This window comes from Paramagnetospirillum magneticum AMB-1 (assembly GCF_000009985.1).
Lineage (GTDB): Bacteria > Pseudomonadota > Alphaproteobacteria > Rhodospirillales > Magnetospirillaceae > Phaeospirillum > Phaeospirillum magneticum.
Genome location: NC_007626.1, coordinates 2,145,877 through 2,162,585, shown reverse-complemented (window position 1 = coordinate 2,162,585; position 16,709 = coordinate 2,145,877). Strand labels below are relative to the sequence as shown.

14 protein-coding genes and 2 pseudogenes are annotated in these 16,709 nt (G+C 62.8%); 9 read left to right on the top strand and 7 right to left on the bottom strand.

Translation table 11 applies throughout. The annotated features are described in order from the left end of the window. Positions 1-5: 5 nt before the first annotated feature. From AMB_RS24400 to AMB_RS23400, 3 genes and pseudogenes are all read right to left on the bottom strand, one after another. Positions 6-242: pseudogene (locus tag AMB_RS24400) on the bottom strand (terminase small subunit); the annotation flags it as partial. Positions 243-598: 356 nt separating this feature from the next. After that, positions 599-1,903, bottom strand: a complete 1,305-nt coding sequence (locus tag AMB_RS25810; protein WP_193770105.1) for a VCBS domain-containing protein — start codon at positions 1,901-1,903, stop codon at positions 599-601. Continuing rightward, positions 1,822-2,547 (bottom strand): VCBS domain-containing protein, encoded by a 726-nt coding sequence (locus tag AMB_RS23400; protein WP_050750688.1) that lies wholly within the window; start codon positions 2,545-2,547, stop codon positions 1,822-1,824. The genes AMB_RS25810 and AMB_RS23400 overlap by 82 nt, the downstream gene beginning before the upstream one ends. 517 nt (positions 2,548-3,064) lie before the next feature. Here AMB_RS23400 and AMB_RS25800 point away from each other — a divergent pair. Further along, positions 3,065-3,364 (top strand): hypothetical protein, encoded by a 300-nt coding sequence (locus AMB_RS25800; protein WP_162470167.1) that lies wholly within the window; start codon positions 3,065-3,067, stop codon positions 3,362-3,364. A 303-nt stretch (positions 3,365-3,667) separates the two neighbouring features. Continuing rightward, positions 3,668-3,955, top strand: a pseudogene (locus tag AMB_RS10060) (hypothetical protein); the annotation flags it as partial. Positions 3,956-4,367: 412 nt separating this feature from the next. Here the strand turns inward: AMB_RS10060 and AMB_RS24380 are convergent. Next, entirely contained in the window at positions 4,368-4,646 is a 279-nt protein-coding gene (locus AMB_RS24380; protein ID WP_407636042.1) for a VCBS domain-containing protein, read from the bottom strand. Positions 4,647-4,699: 53 nt separating this feature from the next. On the opposite strand from AMB_RS24380, the gene AMB_RS10055 reads away from it, so the two are divergent. Beyond that, the gene (locus tag AMB_RS10055; protein WP_043744102.1) at positions 4,700-5,341 is read left to right on the top strand and encodes a VCBS domain-containing protein; all 642 of its coding nucleotides are present in this window, start codon (positions 4,700-4,702) and stop codon (positions 5,339-5,341) included. Here the strand turns inward: AMB_RS10055 and AMB_RS10050 are convergent. Further along, positions 5,245-6,723 carry a VCBS domain-containing protein gene (locus AMB_RS10050; RefSeq protein WP_043744099.1) on the bottom strand — a complete coding sequence of 493 codons (1,479 nt, stop codon included), beginning with the start codon at positions 6,721-6,723 and terminating at the stop codon, positions 5,245-5,247. The two genes, AMB_RS10055 and AMB_RS10050, sit on opposite strands and share 97 nt — an antisense overlap. A gap of 74 nt (positions 6,724-6,797) precedes the next feature. After that, positions 6,798-8,945 carry a VCBS domain-containing protein gene (locus AMB_RS23390; protein ID WP_011384396.1) on the bottom strand — a complete coding sequence of 716 codons (2,148 nt, stop codon included), beginning with the start codon at positions 8,943-8,945 and terminating at the stop codon, positions 6,798-6,800. A 257-nt stretch (positions 8,946-9,202) separates the two neighbouring features. On the opposite strand from AMB_RS23390, the gene AMB_RS25670 reads away from it, so the two are divergent. Next, the gene (locus AMB_RS25670; protein ID WP_158303959.1) at positions 9,203-9,346 is read left to right on the top strand and encodes a hypothetical protein; all 144 of its coding nucleotides are present in this window, start codon (positions 9,203-9,205) and stop codon (positions 9,344-9,346) included. A 50-nt stretch (positions 9,347-9,396) separates the two neighbouring features. Here AMB_RS25670 and AMB_RS10040 read toward each other — a convergent pair whose 3' ends face one another. Beyond that, positions 9,397-9,807 (bottom strand): PAS domain-containing protein, encoded by a 411-nt coding sequence (locus AMB_RS10040; protein WP_050750686.1) that lies wholly within the window; start codon positions 9,805-9,807, stop codon positions 9,397-9,399. A 238-nt stretch (positions 9,808-10,045) separates the two neighbouring features. On the opposite strand from AMB_RS10040, the gene nifJ reads away from it, so the two are divergent. From nifJ to panE, 5 genes are all read left to right on the top strand, one after another. Next, positions 10,046-13,642, top strand: coding sequence for a pyruvate:ferredoxin (flavodoxin) oxidoreductase (gene nifJ / locus AMB_RS10035; protein ID WP_011384393.1), 3,597 nt, complete (start codon positions 10,046-10,048; stop codon positions 13,640-13,642). Positions 13,643-13,810: 168 nt separating this feature from the next. After that, a complete protein-coding gene (locus AMB_RS10030; protein WP_011384392.1) occupies positions 13,811-14,221 on the top strand; it encodes a hypothetical protein in 411 nt (136 codons plus the stop codon). A 25-nt stretch (positions 14,222-14,246) separates the two neighbouring features. Next, entirely contained in the window at positions 14,247-15,107 is an 861-nt protein-coding gene (locus AMB_RS10025) for a hypothetical protein (protein ID WP_011384391.1), read from the top strand. A 190-nt stretch (positions 15,108-15,297) separates the two neighbouring features. Continuing rightward, positions 15,298-15,696 (top strand): bacteriohemerythrin, encoded by a 399-nt coding sequence (locus tag AMB_RS10020; protein WP_148207371.1) that lies wholly within the window; start codon positions 15,298-15,300, stop codon positions 15,694-15,696. 62 nt (positions 15,697-15,758) lie between these two features. Then, positions 15,759-16,679, top strand: coding sequence for a 2-dehydropantoate 2-reductase (panE, locus tag AMB_RS10015; protein WP_011384389.1), 921 nt, complete (start codon positions 15,759-15,761; stop codon positions 16,677-16,679). Positions 16,680-16,709 lie beyond the last annotated feature (30 nt).

The window sequence follows — 16,709 nt, the reverse complement described above, 5'->3', positions numbered from 1 at the left end:
GGTGAAGGTGCCCTGNNTGCCTCGTTGGCCTGCCGCAGTTCTTCAACCTCCCGGCGCAGCTTTTCGTTCTCAATTTCAGCATCCCTTTCGGCATACCATTTTATGACGGCGGCAGAGTCATAAAGCACCTCATTACCCTTGCCACCGCCTCGCAGAACGGGCATTCCCTGTTCCTGCCAGTTCTGAATGGTACGGATACTCGCACCGAAAATGTCAGCCAGCTGCTTTTTGTTGACTTCCATTGTTCATTCCACGGACAAAAACAGAGAAAGGAAACGACAGAGGCCAAAAAGCTCGCTTTCAGCACCTGTCGTTTCCTTTCTTTTCAGAGGGTATTTTAAATAAAAACATTAAGTTATGACGAAGAAGAACGGAAACGCCTTAAACCGGAAAATTTTCATAAATAGCGAAAACCCGCGAGGTCGCCGCCCCGTAACAAGGCGGATCGCCGGAAAGGACCCGCAAATGATAATAATTGACTCTAGAGGATCCCCGGTACCGAGCTCGATTGTAATCATGNNTGTCGTTGCTGCCGTGGATGGTGACCGTCACCTCCTGGGGTCGGTGCAGTCGGCGCTGGTGACCGTGAAGTTCTTGGTCATGAATAACTGGCGCCCAGGGCCTGCACCGCCGGGTCGTCGTTGTTGAGCGCGAACGACCACTTGCCGTCTTCACCGATGGTGAAGGTGCCCTGATCGGTCTCGACGCTGGTCGCCTGGACATGGGCCTCGCCGCTGTCCACATCCGACACGTTGAGCGTGCCGGTCGCGGCCTGGGTGCCGTCCTCGCCGACGCCGCCGGCGATGTCGCCGGAGATGGTGGCCGAGTCATTGGACCCGTTGATGGTGACCGTCACTTCCTGGGTGTCGGTGCCATCGGCGCTGGTGACCGTGAAGGTCTTGGTCATGGAATCACCGGCGCCCAGGGCCTGCACCGCCGGGTCGTCGTTGTTGAGGGCGAACGACCACTTGCCGTCCTCGCCGATGGTGAAGGTGCCCTGATCGGTCTCGACGCTGGTCGCCTGGACATGGGCCTCGCCATTGTCCACATCCGCCACGTTGAGGGTGCCGGTCGCCGTGCCGGTGCCGTCCTCGCCGACGCCGCCGGCGATGTCGCCGCTGATGGTGGCGCTGTCGTTGCTGCCGTGGATGGTGACCGTCACCTCCTGGGTGTCGGTGCAATCGGCGCTGGTGACCGTGAAGGTCTTGGTCATGGAGTCGCCGGCGCCCAGGGCCTGCACGTCGGCATTGCCCGAGTTGACCTGGAAGGTCCACTGGCCGTTCTCGCCGATGCTGAAAGTGCCCTGGTCGGTCTGCACCGTCTGGGCGGTCACATGGGCCTGACCGTGATCCACGTCGGCCACGTTGAGGGTGCCGGTGGCACGGCCGTTGCCGTCCTCGGCCACCGCGCCGGTGGTCGAGCCCGAGATGGTGGCGGAGTCATTGGCGCCGTTGATGGTCACCGTCACGTTCTGGGTGGCGGTGCCGTCGGCCGAGGCCACGGCGAAGGTCTTGGTCATGGACTCGCCGGCGCCCAGGGCCTGCACGTCGGCATTGGCCGAGTTGACCTGGAAGGTCCACTGGCCGTTCTCGCCGATGGAGAAGGTGCCCTGATCGGTCTGCACCGTCTGGGCGGTCACATGGGCCTGACCGTGATCCACGTCGGCGACGCTCAGCGTGCCGGTGGCGCGGCCGTTGCCGTCCTCGGCCACCGCGCCGGTGGTCGAGCCCGAGATGGTGGCGGAGTCATTGGCGCCGTTGATGGTCACCGTCACTTCCTGGGTGGCGGTGCCATCGGCCGAGGCCACGGTGAAGGTCTTGGTCATGGAATCGCCGGCGCCCAGGGCCTGGACCGCCGGGTCGTCATTGTTGAGCGCGAAGGACCACTGGCCGTCTTCACCGATGGTGAAGGTGCCTGATCGGTCTCGACGCTGGTGGCCTGGACATGGGCCTCGCCATTGTCCACGTCGGAGACGTTGAGGGTGCCGGTCGCCGTGCCGGTGCCGTCCTCGCCGACGCCGCCGGCGATGTCGCCGCTGATGGTGGCGCTGTCGTTGCTGCCGTGGATGGTGACCGTCACCTCCTGGGTGTCGGTGCCATCGGCGCTGGTGACCGTGAAGGTCTTGGTCATGGAGTCGCCGGCGCCCAGGGCCTGGACCGCCGGGTCGTCGTTGTTGAGGGCGAACGACCACTTGCCGTCCTCGCCGATGGTGAAGGTGCCCTGGTCGGTCTCGACGCTGGTGGCCTGGACATGGGCCTCGCCATTATCCACGTCGGACACATTGAGGGTGCCGCTGGCCGTAGAGGTGCCATCCTCGCCGACGCCGCCGGCGATGTCGCCGCTGATGGTGGCGCTGTCGTTGCTGCCGTGGATGGTGACCGTCACTTCCTGGGTGTCGGTGCCGTCGGCACTCGTCACCGTGAAGGTCTTGGTCATGGAATCGCCGGCGCCCAGGGCCTGGACCGCCGGGTCGTCGTTGTTGAGCGCGAACGACCACTTGCCGTCCTCGCCGATGGTGAGGTGCCTGTCGGTCTGACCTGCAGGCATGCAGCTGCACTGCCGTCGTTTCACNNTAAACGACGGCAGTGCCAGCTTGCATGCCTGCAGGTCCTGCTGCCATTTGCTTTGTGACATCCAGCGCCGCACATTCAGCAGCGTTTTTCAGCGCGTTTTCGATCAACGTTTCAATGTTGGTATCAACACCAGGTTTAACTTTGAACTTATCGGCACTGACGGTTACCTTGTTCTGCGCTGGCTCATCACGCTGGATACCAAGGCTGATGTTGTAGATATTGGTCACCGGCTGAGGTGTTTCGATTGCCGCTGCGTGGATAGCACCATTTGCGATAGCGGCGTCCTTGATGAATGACACTCCATTGCGAATAAGTTCGAAGGAGACGGTGTCACGAATGCGCTGGTCCAGCTCGTCGATTGCCTTTTGTGCAGCAGAGGTATCAATCTCAACGCCAAGCGTCATCGAAGCGCAATATTGCTGCTCACCAAAACGCGTATTGACCAGGTGTTCAACGGCAAATTTCTGCCCTTCTGATGTCAGAAAGGTAAAGTGATTTTCTTTCTGGTATTCAGTTGCTGTGTGTCTGGTTTCAGCAAAACCAAGCTCGCGCAATTCGGCTGTGCCAGATTTAGAAGGCAGATCACCAGACAGCAACGCGCCACGGAAAAACAGCGCATACAGAACATCCGTCGCCGCGCCGGACAACGTGATAATTTTATGACCCATGATTTATTTCCTTTTAGACGTGAGCCTGTCGCACAGCAAAGCCGCCGAAAGTTAACGGTTTGCCCAGGCTCACAACTGAAAGACTTTCTACGGTGTGCGCGTGCGATGCGCGTAGAAGACTGATTTATCAACCTGTCTTTATATCAGGATTCATTACCTGACTATTTGTGGGTAAAGTTCGTAGTGCGCTGATCGTGCAAAATGATTTTAGTTGGGAACAGTTCGCAACTCTGTCCCATAAAAATCAGCATATTCCCATCTATCCCATATCCAGCGCATTGACCATCGGGATACTGAAGGGAGATTCCATCATCTCTTAGAAAGATCACCATCTCTTTTGTTTCAATTTGCATATAGCTACCTGGAGGATTTATGAATACAAGGATTTTCATGGACTATTACCATGAGATTGATTTTCCATCTTTATTCGCGACGCGAGGCTGGATGGCCTTCCCCATTATGATTCTTCTCGCTTCCGGCGGCATCGGGATGCCCGCGTTGCAGGCCATGCTGTCCAGGCAGGTAGATGACGACCATCAGGGACAGCTTCAAGGATCGCTCGCGGCTCTTACCAGCCTAACTTCGATCATTGGACCGCTGATCGTCACGGCGATTTATGCCCGCTCGGCGAGCACATGGAACGGGTTGGCATGGTTCGTAGGCGCCGCCCTATACCTTGTCTGGCTCCCCGCGTTGCGTCCGCGTGCATTTTAGTTGGGAACAGTTCTCAACTCTGTCCCATAAAAATCAGCATATTCCCATCTATCCCATATCCAGCGCATTGACCATCGGGATACTGAAGGGAGATTCCATCATCTCTTTGTGCGCGTGCGATGCGCGTAGAAGACTGATTTATCAACCTGTCTTTATATCAGGATTCATTACCTGACTATTTGTGGGTAAAGTTCGTAGTGCGCTGATCGTGCAAAATGATTTTAGTTGGGAACAGTTCGCAACTCTGTCCCATAAAAATCAGCATATTCCCATCTATCCCATATCCAGCGCATTGACCATCGGGATACTGAAGGGAGATTCCATCATCTCTTAGAAAGATCACCATCTCTTTTGTTTCAATTTGCATATAGCTACCTGGAGGATTTATGAATACAAGGATTTTCATGGACTATTACCATGAGATTGATTTTCCATCTTTANNNNCGATGCCGTCCTCGCCGACGCCGCCGGCGATGTCGCCGCTGATGGTGGCGCTGTCGTTGCTGCCGTGGATGGTGACCGTCACTTCCTGGGTGTCGGTGCCGTCGGCAGAGGTCACCGTGAAGGTCTTGGTCATGGAATCGCCGGCGCCCAGGGCCTGGACCGCCGGGTCGTCATTGTTGAGCGCGAAGGACCACTTGCCGTCTTCACCGATGGTGAAGGTGCCCTGATCGGTCTCGACGCNNGCTATGACATGATTACGAATTCGAGCTCGGTACCGGGGATCTCTAGAGTCACCCGGCGGTGCAGGCCCTGGGCGCCAATGATTCCATGACCAAGACCTTCACGGTCACCAGCGCCGATGGCACCGACACCCAGGAGGTGACGGTCACCATCCACGGCAGCAATGACAGCGCCACCATCAGCGGCGACATCGCCGGCGGCGTCGGCGAGGATGGCACCTCTACGGCCAGCGGCACCCTCAATGTGTCCGACGTGGATAATGGCGAGGCCCATGTCCAGGCCACCAGCGTCGAGACCGACCAGGGCACCTTCACCATCGGCGAGGACGGCAAGTGGTCGTTCGCGCTCAACAACGACGACCCGGCGGTCCAGGCCCTGGGCGCCGGCGATTCCATGACCAAGACCTTCACGGTGACGAGTGCCGACGGCACCGACACCCAGGAAGTGACGGTCACCATCCACGGCAGCAACGACAGCGCCACCATCAGCGGCGACATCGCCGGCGGCGTCGGCGAGGATGGCACCTCTACGGCCAGCGGCACCCTCAATGTGTCCGACGTGGATNATGGCGAGGCCCATGTCCAGGCCACCAGCGTCGAGACCGATCAGGGCACCTTCACCATCGGCGAAGACGGGAAGTGGTCGTTCGCGCTCAACAATGAAAACCCGGCGGGCCAGGCCCTGGGCGCCGGGATTCCATGACCAAGAACTTCACGGTCACCAGTGCCGAATGCACCGACACCCAGGAAGTGACGGTCACCATCCACNNCATGATACAATCGAGCTCGGTACCGGGGATCCTCTAGAGTCACGTCGGAGACGTTGAGGGTGCCGGTCGCCGTGCCGGTGCCGTCCTCGCCGACGCCGCCGGCGATGTCGCCGCTGATGGTGGCGCTGTCATTGCTGCCGTGGATGGTGACCGTCACTTCCTGGGTGTCGGTGCCGTCGGCACTCGTCACCGTGAAGGTCTTGGTCATGGAATCATTGGCGCCCAGGGCCTGGACCGCCGGGTCGTCGTTGTTGAGCGCGAACGACCACTTGCCGTCCTCGCCGATGGTGAAGGTGCCCTGATCGGTCTCGACGCTGGTCGCCTGGACATGGGCCTCGCCATTGTCCACATCCGCCACGTTGAGGGTGCCGGTCGCCGTGCCGGTGCCGTCCTCGCCGACGCCGCCGGCGATGTCGCCGCTGATGGTGGCGCTGTCGTTGCTGCCGTGGATGGTGACCGTCACCTCCTGGGTGTCGGTGCCATCGGCGCTGGTGACCGTGAAGGTCTTGGTCATGGACTCATTGGCGCCCAGGGCCTGGACCGCCGGGTCGTCGTTGTTGAGGGCGAACGACCACTTGCCGTCCTCGCCGATGGTGAAGGTGCCCTGGTCGGTCTCGACGCTGGTGGCCTGGACATGGGCCTCGCCCGTATCCACGTCGGAGACATGGAGAGTCCCGGTCGCCGTGCTGGTGCCGTCCTCGCCGACGCCGCCGGCGATGTCGCCGCTGATGGTGGCGCTGTCGTTGCTGCCGTGGATGGTGACCGTCACCTCCTGGTGTACGTGCCGTCGCGCTGTGACCTGCAGTNNCATGATTACGAATTCGAGCTCGGTACCGGGGATCTCTAGAGTCGTGAAGGTCTTGGTCATGGAATCATTGGCGCCCAGTGCCTGCACCGCCGGGTCGTCGTTGTTGAGCGCGAACGACCACTTGCCGTCTTCACCGATGGTGAAGGTGCCCTGATCGGTCTCGACGCTGGTCGCCTGGACATGGGCCTCGCCGCTGTCCACATCCGCCACGTTGAGCGTGCCGGTCGCGGCCTGGGTGCCGTCCTCGCCGACGCCGCCGGCGATGTCGCCGGAGATGGTGGCCGAGTCATTGGACCCGTTGATGGTGACCGTCACTTCCTGGGTGTCGGTGCCATCGGCGCTGGTGACCGTGAAGGTCTTGGTCATGGAATCACCGGCGCCCAGGGCCTGCACCGCCGGGTCGTCGTTGTTGAGGGCGAACGACCACTTGCCGTCCTCGCCGATGGTGAAGGTGCCCTGATCGGTCTCGACGCTGGTCGCCTGGACATGGGCCTCGCCGGAGTCCACGTCGGAGACGTTGAGGGTGCCGGTGGCCGTGCTNNCTATACATGATTACAATCGAGCTCGGTACCGGGGATCCTCTAGAGTCCGGCGATGTCGCCGGAGATGGTGGCCGAGTCATTGGACCCGTTGATGGTGACCGTCACTTCCTGGGTGTCGGTGCCATCGGCGCTGGTGACCGTGAAGGTCTTGGTCATGGACTCATTGGCGCCCAGGGCCTGGACCGCCGGGTCGTCGTTGTTGAGGGCGAACGACCACTTGCCGTCCTCGCCGATGGTGAAGGTGCCCTGATCGGTCTCGACGCTGGTGGCCTGGACATGGGCCTCGCCATTATCCACATCCGCCACGTTGAGCGTGCCGGTGGCCGTAGAAGTGCCGTCCTCGCCGACGCCGCCGGCGATGTCGCCGCTGATGGTGGCGCTGTCATTGCTGCCGTGGATGGTGACCGTCACCTCCTGGGTGTCGGTGCCGTCGGCACTCGTCACCGTGAAGGTCTTGGTCATGGAATCATTGGCGCCCAGGGCCTGGACCGCCGGGTCGTCGTTGTTGAGGGCGAACGACCACTTGCCGTCCTCGCCGATGGTGAAGGTGCCCTGATCGGTCTCGACGCTGGTGGCCTGGACATGGGCCTCGCCGCTGTCCACGTCGGAGACGTTGAGGGTGCCGGTGGCCGTGCCGGTGCCGTCCTCGCCGACGCCGCCGGCGATGTCGCCGCTGATGGTGGCGCTGTCGTTGCTGCCGTGGATGGTGACCGTCACTTCCTGGGTGTCGGTGCCATCGGCGCTGGTGACCGTGAAGGTCTTGGTCATGGAATCATTGGCGCCCAGGGCCTGCACCGCCGGGTCGTCGTTGTTGAGCGCGAACGACCACTTGCCGTCCTCGCCGATGGTGAAGGTGCCCTGGTCGGTCTCGACGCTGGTGGCCTGGACATGGGCCTCGCCGCTGTCCACGTCGGAGACATGGAGAGTCCCGGTGGCGGTCTGGGTGCCGTCCTCGCCGACGGAACCCGACAGGTCCTTGGCGTCGCCAGAGATCACCGCCTGGTCATTGGCACCGTCGATGGTCACCGTCACCGTCTGAGAGGTGCCGTCCGCCGTCTGGACCTCGAAGGTCCGGGTCAGGTGGTCACCCGCCCCAAGCGACTGCACGGAATCGTTCATGGCGAAGGACCACTGGCCGCTCTCGTCCACCGAGAAGGTGCCGTAATCATCCGCCGTCGTCGCCGCCACGAAGGTGGCCGGAGAATCGATGTCGGTGGCGTCCAGATTGCCGGCCGCCCGCGCCGTATCCTCACCCACCACCACGGCGGTGTCGCCGGTGATCTCGGCCGCGTCGTTCACCGCATTGACATGCAGCGACGCCGACCCGGTCGCAAGCCCACCGTGACCATCGGAAATGGTATAAGTCGCGTTGATCTCGCCGTTGAAATTGGCATCCGGCGTGAAGGTATAGGTGCCGTCGGCATTCCGGGCAAAGCTGCCATGGTCGATCCGGATATCGTCCAGGCTGAGAATCGACAAGGTGTCGCCGTCGGAATCCGTGGCATTGGCCAACAGCTTGGCCTGCCATTCCGCGGCGGTCATGGTCAGGGGATGATCCTCGTCGATCGTCCCGATGTCGGCCACGCCCGCGACGATCGGCGCGTGATTGACCGCCACGGCCTGGATGTCAGGGGCATTGTCCACGGCGGGCGCCGCGGCGACCTCGGCCTGGACCACTTCCTGGACCTGACTGGTGATGGTGGCGCCTGCGACGGGACCCGTCCCCGTCTGCGGAACCGCATCCCGGCCCTGGTCCCGGAATTCGGCGTCAGGCCTGGCAAGATCAGGGAGCTCCTGCACGTTCAGGGGCTTCGCCCCACCCGGATTGACCGAAATGGTCGGAGCCTCGTCCCGGATATCGACGGCCAAGCCGTCCAGTTCCGGCGGCGCCACGGAATTGTCCTTGGCCGCTTCGATCTCAACGTCGACCGAGATGTTCGCACCGCCCGCGATGCCGCCCAGGTTCTGCACCTGAGGGCTGCCCGTCGAGCCCTGCTGCACATTCGCCAGATTGCCCAGCTGGGTGTCGCTGACATCAACCGCGCGCGCCACATTCAGTCGCGCATCGCCCATGTTCTGGTTCTGGACGTTCTGCAGCACCGTCAGGTCGTCTAGCGACTGCTGTGCGTTCTCCTCCGCCCCGTCATGCTGGTCATGCGGAGGATTGGAGTTGTTGTTCTCAGCCATAGCAGAACTCCCAACACATAAAAATACCCGGCCTCAAAGAGGTCCGGGCTCGCATTCCATATTATGCGCCCCAACAACCCAGAAATGCAATTGACTTTCAATACCATACCTAGGTATGGCCCCTCCGGGAGAAGGGAAATCCGGACACTGGTATGACCAATGCAGTCCCGGCATGGCGCCCTTGCATTCAAGAGCGTGGCATCGCCCCTAGCATCGACGGTACAGTCATTGTGCACCGCAGCAAAAGGAGTGTGGCCGTGCTTGAGGAATGGATTCGCAATGTTCCACTGGCCCAGGTCGAGCGCATCGTCGCCGACCGCAAGGTTCAGGGAACGCCCATCTGGTCACTGGCCAGCATTGAGTTGCTGCGTCGGCAACAGGCGGGCAAGCAGGCCGCCTAGACGGCACGGCCTTTCAGGATTGACGCGGGCGAAAAGCCCCGGCCGGCAGCCTACATGTCGATGACGTGAAGCATGAACTCCATGGGGTAGAACATGCCGACCAATCCCGAGGCGACCCCATTCTTGTCGTGAAATACCGACTTGAAGAAGACCCCGCGCCGGGTCAGGCCGTCGCCGTACTTCACCGAAGACGCGTAGCATTGGGTGCCGCCGGCCTCCATCAACTTGATGTCGGCCTCGTGGTACACCTGGGCAAGGTTGGACGGCGCGATCTCGAAGACGGTCTTGCCCACCACCTCGTCGTGGCCATAGCCCAACATCTGGCAAAAATGGCTGTTGCAGCCAAGATAGCGCCCTTCTCTATCTTTGAAGAAGATGGGATGGGGGATGACATCCATCAGCGCCGTCACCATGTCGGTGTCGGCCAGGATATGCCAAGGTGGCGATGTCGTCCCGGGCATCGGGGCCTCTGCGCAAGAAATTCCAGCCCCACCTTCTATCACCGCCGGCCGCCCACCGGAACCCCCTCCAAATTCGCATAATTTTATTACTTTTTGAGCAGGCAATTCGTAAGGGACTTGCGGTCTCCAAAGACGCCCGTCTATTCTTCCGAGCCTTTCGGAACCGGAGCGCGGCGGTGAATCGCGCCCGTTTTCCAAGGCCCAAAGCGGGCGAATAAACTTAGAGAGTGGGAAAGACATGGCAGACAGGGCTTTGATCACGGTCGACGGCAACGAGGCTTGCGCTTCGGTGGCTTACCGGGTCAGCGAGGTGGCGGCGATCTATCCGATCACGCCGTCTTCCACCATGGGCGAGCTGGCCGACCAGTGGGCCTCGGAAGGGCGCAAGAACATATGGGGCGTGATCCCCGACGTGGCCGAGATGCAGCACGAGGGCGGGGCCGCCGGCGCCGTGCACGGCGCGCTGCAGGCCGGGTCGCTGGCGACCACCTTCACGGCCAGCCAGGGCCTGCTGCTGATGATTCCCAATATGTACAAGATCGCCGGCGAGCTGACGAGCTTTTGCATGCACGTCACCGCCCGTACCGTGGCGACCCACGGCCTGTCCATCTTCGGCGACCATTCCGACGTGATGGCCTGCCGCCAGACCGGCTTCGCCATGCTGGCCTCGGGCTCGGGCCAGGAGGCCCACGACATGGCGGCCATCGCCCATGCCGCGACGCTGAAGGCCCGGGTGCCGTTCCTGCACTTCTTCGACGGCTTCCGCACCTCGCACGAAGTCACCAAGATCGAGGAACTGAACGACGAGGACCTGCTGGCGCTGCTGGACGCCGATTGCATCGCGGCGCACCGCGCCCGCGCGCTGTCGCCCGACCACCCCACCCTGCGGGGCACCGCGCAGAACCCCGACACCTTCTTCCAGATGCAGGAGGCCCGCAATCCCTGGTACGACCGCTGCGCCGGCATCGTGCAGGAGGAAATGGACCAGTACGCCAAGCTGACGGGCCGGGCCTACAAGCTGTTCGACTATTGCGGCCATCCCCAGGCCGAGCGGGTGGTGATCATCATGGGCTCGGGCGCCGAGACGGTGCACGAGACGGTCACCGCCCTGGTGGCCAAGGGCGAGAAGGTGGGCGTGCTGAAGGTCCGCCTCTACCGCCCCTTCTCCATCGACGCCTTCGTGTCGGCCCTGCCCACCAGCGTGCGCTCCATCGCCGTGCTGGACCGCTGCAAGGAGCCGGGCTCCATCGGCGAGCCGCTCTATCTCGACGTCCTGGCCGGTCTGGCCGAGGCCAAGGCCGCCGGCAACCGCGCCACCGCCGCCGACCCCCGGGTGATCGGCGGCCGCTATGGTCTGGCGTCCAAGGAATTCACCCCCGCCATGGCCAAGGCGGTGTTCGACGAACTGGCCAAGGACAAGCCCAAGGCCCACTTCACCGTCGGCATCACCGACGACGTCACCCATCTGTCGCTGGTCCCCGACGAGTCGTTCAAGCTGGACCAGCCCAAGGTCAAGCGCGCCGTGTTCTTCGGCCTGGGCGCCGACGGCACGGTGGGCGCCAACAAGAACTCCATCAAGATCATCGCCGAGAACGCCGGCTTCGAGGGCCAGGGCTATTTCGTCTACGACTCCAAGAAGTCGGGCGCCATCACCATCTCGCACCTGCGCTTCAGCCCCGAGCCCATCCAGTCGGCCTATCTGCTGGACGAGGCGGATTTTGTGGCCTGCCACCACTTCGTCTTCCTGGATAAGTACGAAGTGCTGCGCTATGCCGCGCCGGGCGCCACCTTCCTGCTGAACTCGCCCTATCCCAAGGACGAGGTGTGGAACCACCTGCCCCGCGAAGTGCAGCAGGAGATCATCGACAAGAAGCTTCAGGTCCATGTGATCGACGCCCGCAAGGTGGCCCTGGCCACCGGCATGGGCAACCGCATCAACACCATCATGCAGACCTGCTTCTTCGCGCTGTCCGGCGTTCTGCCCAAGGACGAGGCCATCGGCCACATCAAGAAGGCCATCGAGAAGACCTATGGCCGCAAGTCGGAAAAGCTGGTGGCCAAGAACTTCGAGGCGGTGGACGAGACTCTCCATCACCTGGAAGAGGTGGCCATTCCGGACACCGCCACCTCCAACCGCTCGCTGCCGCCCATCGTGCCCGAGGATTCGCCCGACTTCGTCAAGCGCGTCTCGGCCCTGATGCTGTCCAACCACGGCGACCGCCTGCCCGTCTCCGCCTTCCCCGTGGACGGCGTGTGGCCGACCGGCACCGCCCGCTTCGAGCGCCGCAACATCGCCGCCGAAATCCCGGTGTGGGACGAAGGCCCCTGCATCCAGTGCAACAAGTGCGCCCTGGTCTGCCCCCATGCCGCCATCCGCGCCAAGGTGGCCGAGCCCGCCGACATGGCCGACGCCCCCGCCAGCCTCAAGCGCATGGACTGGCGCAGCCCCGAGTTCAAGGGCAGCGCCTACATCATCCAGGTGGCGCCCGAGGACTGCACCGGCTGCACGCTCTGCGTCAAGGTCTGCCCCGGCAAGGACAAGAAGGACCCCAGCCGTCTGGCTCTCCGCATGGAATCCAAGGACCCCATCCTGGAGACCGAGAAGAAGAACTGGGCGTTCTTCGTCGATCTGCCGGAAGTGAACAAGGAAAAGCTGGGCACGCCCACGGTCAAGACCGCCCAACTGCTCCAGCCCCTGTTCGAATTCTCCGGCGCCTGCCTGGGCTGCGGCGAGACCCCCTATATCAAGCTGATGACCCAGCTGTGGGGCGACCGCCTGATGATCGCCAACGCCACCGGCTGCTCGTCCATCTATGGCGGCAACCTGCCCACCACGCCTTACGCCCAGAACGCCGAGGGCCGTGGCCCGGCCTGGGCCAACTCGCTATTCGAAGACAACGCCGAGTTCGGCTTCGGCTTCCGTCTGGCGGTGGACCAGCACAAGAACCATGCCAAGCTGCTGCTGGCCGCGCTGACCGCCACCGGCCAGGTGCCGGAGAAGCTGGCCAATGAGATCGCCCACGCCCCCCAGGCCACCGAGGTGGAGATCGCCGCCCAGCGCCTGCGCATCCTCGACCTGCGCAAGGTCCTGGCCGGGCTGAAGACGGCCGAGGCCCGCCAGTTGGAACAGGTGGCCGATTACCTCGCCGAGAAGGTGGTGTGGATCGTCGGCGGCGACGGCTGGGCCTATGACATCGGCTATGGCGGCCTGGACCACGTCTTCGCCTCGGGCAAGAACGTCAACATCCTGGTCATGGACACCGAGGTCTATTCCAACACCGGCGGCCAGCAGTCCAAGGCCACCCCCATCGGCGCCTCGGCCAAGTTCGCCATCGCCGGCAAGACCCTGCCCAAGAAGGACCTGGGCATGATGGCCATGGCCTACGAGGACGTCTATGTGGCCAACGTCGCCTTCGGCTCCAAGGATGTGCAGACCATGCGCGCCTTCCAGGACGCCGTCAGCTATCCCGGCGTCTCGCTGATCGTCGCCTACTCGCACTGCATCGCCCACGGCTACGACCTGGCCCACGGCCTGGACCAGCAGAAGATGGCGGTGGAAGCCGGCTACTGGCCGCTCTACCGCTGGGACCCGCGCAAGATGGGCACCGGCGAAAGCCCGCTGACCCTGGACAGCAAGGAGCCCAACGGCAAGCTCTACGACTTCATGAAGGGCGAGGCCCGCTTCCAGATGGTCGAACGCGCCGATCCAGAGCGCTACCGGCGTCTGGTGGAAAGCGCCGAAACCCAGCTGCGCCGCCGCTTCGCCATGCTGCGCCGCTTCGCCGGCCAGCCCGACGTGACGCCGCCCTCGGGCGGCAAGGAGGCGGCGGAGTAAAAAGCCCCCCTTCCTGTCACCTGAGGCAAAAGAGAAGGGTCTTTCACGACAACCGCCCGTCGGCTGTGGAAAGACCCTTCATTTCTCTCAGGATGACACAGTCACCCCGTTGATGTGATTTGAAGAACGCCTCCTCGACCAGCGTCACGACAGGGCCGGGCCGAAGTCATGCGAATACGTCAATCGAGCGCTTTACCTCTTTCTGCGCAGCATTGGAGGTATTGCCTTCTGATCCTGGCCGTTCTGCTGGTACCCCTTTATATCTGGCTGGCCGGGCTTGGCTACGGCACCAACATCGACAGTTACGCCATTTTGAGAAGCTGGCAGCGCATGGCAGATTCCGGGTGGTACCGGCCGTCCCGCGGCCAGGGCTATCCTCTCCCGGAACTGGCCATCGGCTTTCTGGCGTCACTGGGCGGGTCCCAGGCATCCAATGCCTTATCGGTTATCTTGGCCCTGGCAAGTCTGGGCCTGGGCTACGATCTGCTGCGGCGGAGCGAAGCGCCGGGAGCCCTGCCGGCGACAGTATTCGTGATGGCCAATCCGCACTGGATGATCCGCCGGCACGACCTCACTTGACTATATCTACGGCGTTTTCTTCCTGGTGCTCGGCCTGTGGATGCTGGTCCGCGGCTGGCTGGTCACAGCGATGCTGGCCCTGGCCTGCGCCACCGGCAGCCGTATCATTTACGGCCCGCTCGGTCTGGCGACGCTGGCTTGGGCCGCCGTCCAGGCCTCACCTAGGGAGCGGCCTCGGTACCTGGAAGCCCTGGCCGGCTTTTGCGTCATATCTGGATTATTCTACATTCCGGCCTTGATCAGTGCCCGTGTAACCCTGGGCTTTCTCCATCACAGCGAGCCAGCCAACAATTTCCTGCTGGCCCGTATCGGCCGCTTCGTGTGGAAAACTCCGGCTCTCTACGGAAATATCGGCGCTCTCCTGCTGCTGCTGGGGCTGGGGCCCCGGCTGTGGCGACAGAGATGCTACGGCATCGCGTGGCGGCACTTGCCGATGCCCAGACGTGTGACAATCAATGCAGGACTGGCGATGTTGGGCTACAGCACCGCCCTGTATTTCTACCTGCCGGCCGAGATCAGCTACCAGCTTCCGTCACTGCTTGCCATGGCCGCGTTACTGGCGGCGGTCGAATTGCCCCTCCCCTGGCAAGCCGGTCTGATCGCCAGCCAGATACTGCTTGGCCTTGTCCAACCGGACCTGCTGACCCCCGAAACCGAGCCGCACGGCTGCATGGCTCCCATCACCACCACCGGCGTCCATTTCGATCCGGACCTCAAGCCGGGCGTATTAGTGGCGCACATCCGCGACTCTGCTGAGGCGGCCTGTGCCCTATCCCGCCTCCCACATCCGCCGACCGACCCATGGGTGGCGTTGCCCAGCCCGCGGCCGGGGCCACCCGCCATTCTCCACCGGGCAACCGCGGATCGCCCTCCTTCAGCCAATTAAACGTCGGAGCAGCTAAAGACAATTTGAGGACGCGGAGGCTCCTCGTTCGAGAGCGGCGATGCCTGCTTTTTTGTTGTATTAAGCACGACAACCAACTACTTTTAGAAGACAGATCATCCAATCTCCATCAGTGGGTCGCTTGGCCTTTATGGTTGCAGCGCGTTCGAGGCCAGTCTACGGGGTAACGAACATGGAATGGCATGAGATGATGAGCGTGGGCGTGGCCGAGTTCGACGAGGACCACAAGCGGGTGATCGTACTGCTCACGGAAATCCACGAGGCCCTCGATCTCAGACAGGTCGGACGGGCCTCGGAGCTGGCGGCGGAACTGCTGAAACTGGCCACGGCCCACACCGAACGGGAAGAGGTGTTTCTTCGCCGGATCGGCTTCCCCGACGTCGAGCTGGTGACCAATCCGCAGAAGGAAAGCCTGACCCGCATCACCGAGTTGGTCTGCCAGTTCGACCAGAATACCGTTGCGGCCGACGACGCCATCTTGGAAATGCGCCTTTCCTTCATCGACTACCTGCTCAGTGCCGACATCAACTACAAGAGTTACGTGAAATCCAAAGGCTTGTCCGACTGCTAGACCCTTGCTCCGCTTGGCGCGCTCGGCTAGCCTCGCCCCACTGGTCATACCGGAGGCGAGCGATGCGGGTCCTGGTTCTGGGTGCGGGAGCGACGGGGGGATATTTCGGCGGACGGCTGGCGGAGGCCGGGGTGGACGTCACCTTCCTGGTGCGTCCCAAGCGTGCCGCCTTACTGGCCGAGAAGGGATTGCGCATCGAAAGCCCCCACGGAGATTCCACCCGCCCGGTCAAGACGGTCACCGCCGAAACCCTGTCGGGGCATTGGGACGCCGTCCTGCTGTCGTGCAAGGCTTATGACCTGGAAGAGTCCATCAAGGCCATCGCGCCGGCGGTGGGGCCGGACAGCATGGTCGTGCCCATCTTGAACGGCCTTGCCCATTACGGCCCGCTGGACGCGGCCTTTGGGGCGGGGCGGGTGATCGGCGGGTTGTGCCACATCTTCTCGACCCTGGGCGCCGATGGCGAGATCCGGCATATGAACACTATCCACCGCATCACCTTCGGCGAGCGGTCGGGCGGCACCTCGGCGCGGACCGAGGCGCTGGCCCAGGCCTTCGCCGGGGCTAATTGCGAGACGCGCCATTCGTCCGAGATCATGCAGGAAGCCTGGGAGAAGTATGTGCTTCTCACCCCCATGGCCGCCATGACCTGCCTGATGCGGGCCAGTATCGGCACCATCATGGCCACCGGGGAGGGCGAGGCGCTGATGCGCGAGACCTTCGAGGAATGCGCCGCCGTGGCGTCACGGGCCGGGCACGGGCCGCGCCCCGAGGCCCGGGACCTGGCCCTGGGCTTCCTGACCCAGAAGGGCTCGGCCATGACGGCGTCCATGCTGCGCGACCTGGAGGGCGGCGGCCCCACCGAGGGCGAGCACATCGTCGGCGACATGCTGCGCCGCGCCGGGGCGGCCGGAGTGGCGGCCCCCATGCTGCGGGTGGCCCTGACCCATCTGCGGGCCTACGAGATCAGGCGGAAGGGATAGGGATCGGGGGCGCCCCCCTCCCGCACCAAA

Bases quoted from the DNA above. Each gene is read 5' to 3' on its own strand.
- AMB_RS23400 (WP_050750688.1), bottom strand. From the start codon at position 2,547: ATGCCTGCAGGTCAGACCGACAGGCACCTCACCATCGGCGAGGACGGC.
- AMB_RS23390 (WP_011384396.1), bottom strand. From the start codon at position 8,945: ATGGCTGAGAACAACAACTCCAATCCTCCGCATGACCAGCATGACGGG.
- AMB_RS10040 (WP_050750686.1), bottom strand. From the start codon at position 9,807: ATGCCCGGGACGACATCGCCACCTTGGCATATCCTGGCCGACACCGAC.
- nifJ (WP_011384393.1), top strand. From the start codon at position 10,046: ATGGCAGACAGGGCTTTGATCACGGTCGACGGCAACGAGGCTTGCGCT.
- AMB_RS10030 (WP_011384392.1), top strand. From the start codon at position 13,811: ATGCGAATACGTCAATCGAGCGCTTTACCTCTTTCTGCGCAGCATTGG.
- AMB_RS10020 (WP_148207371.1), top strand. From the start codon at position 15,298: ATGGAATGGCATGAGATGATGAGCGTGGGCGTGGCCGAGTTCGACGAG.
- panE (WP_011384389.1), top strand. From the start codon at position 15,759: ATGCGGGTCCTGGTTCTGGGTGCGGGAGCGACGGGGGGATATTTCGGC.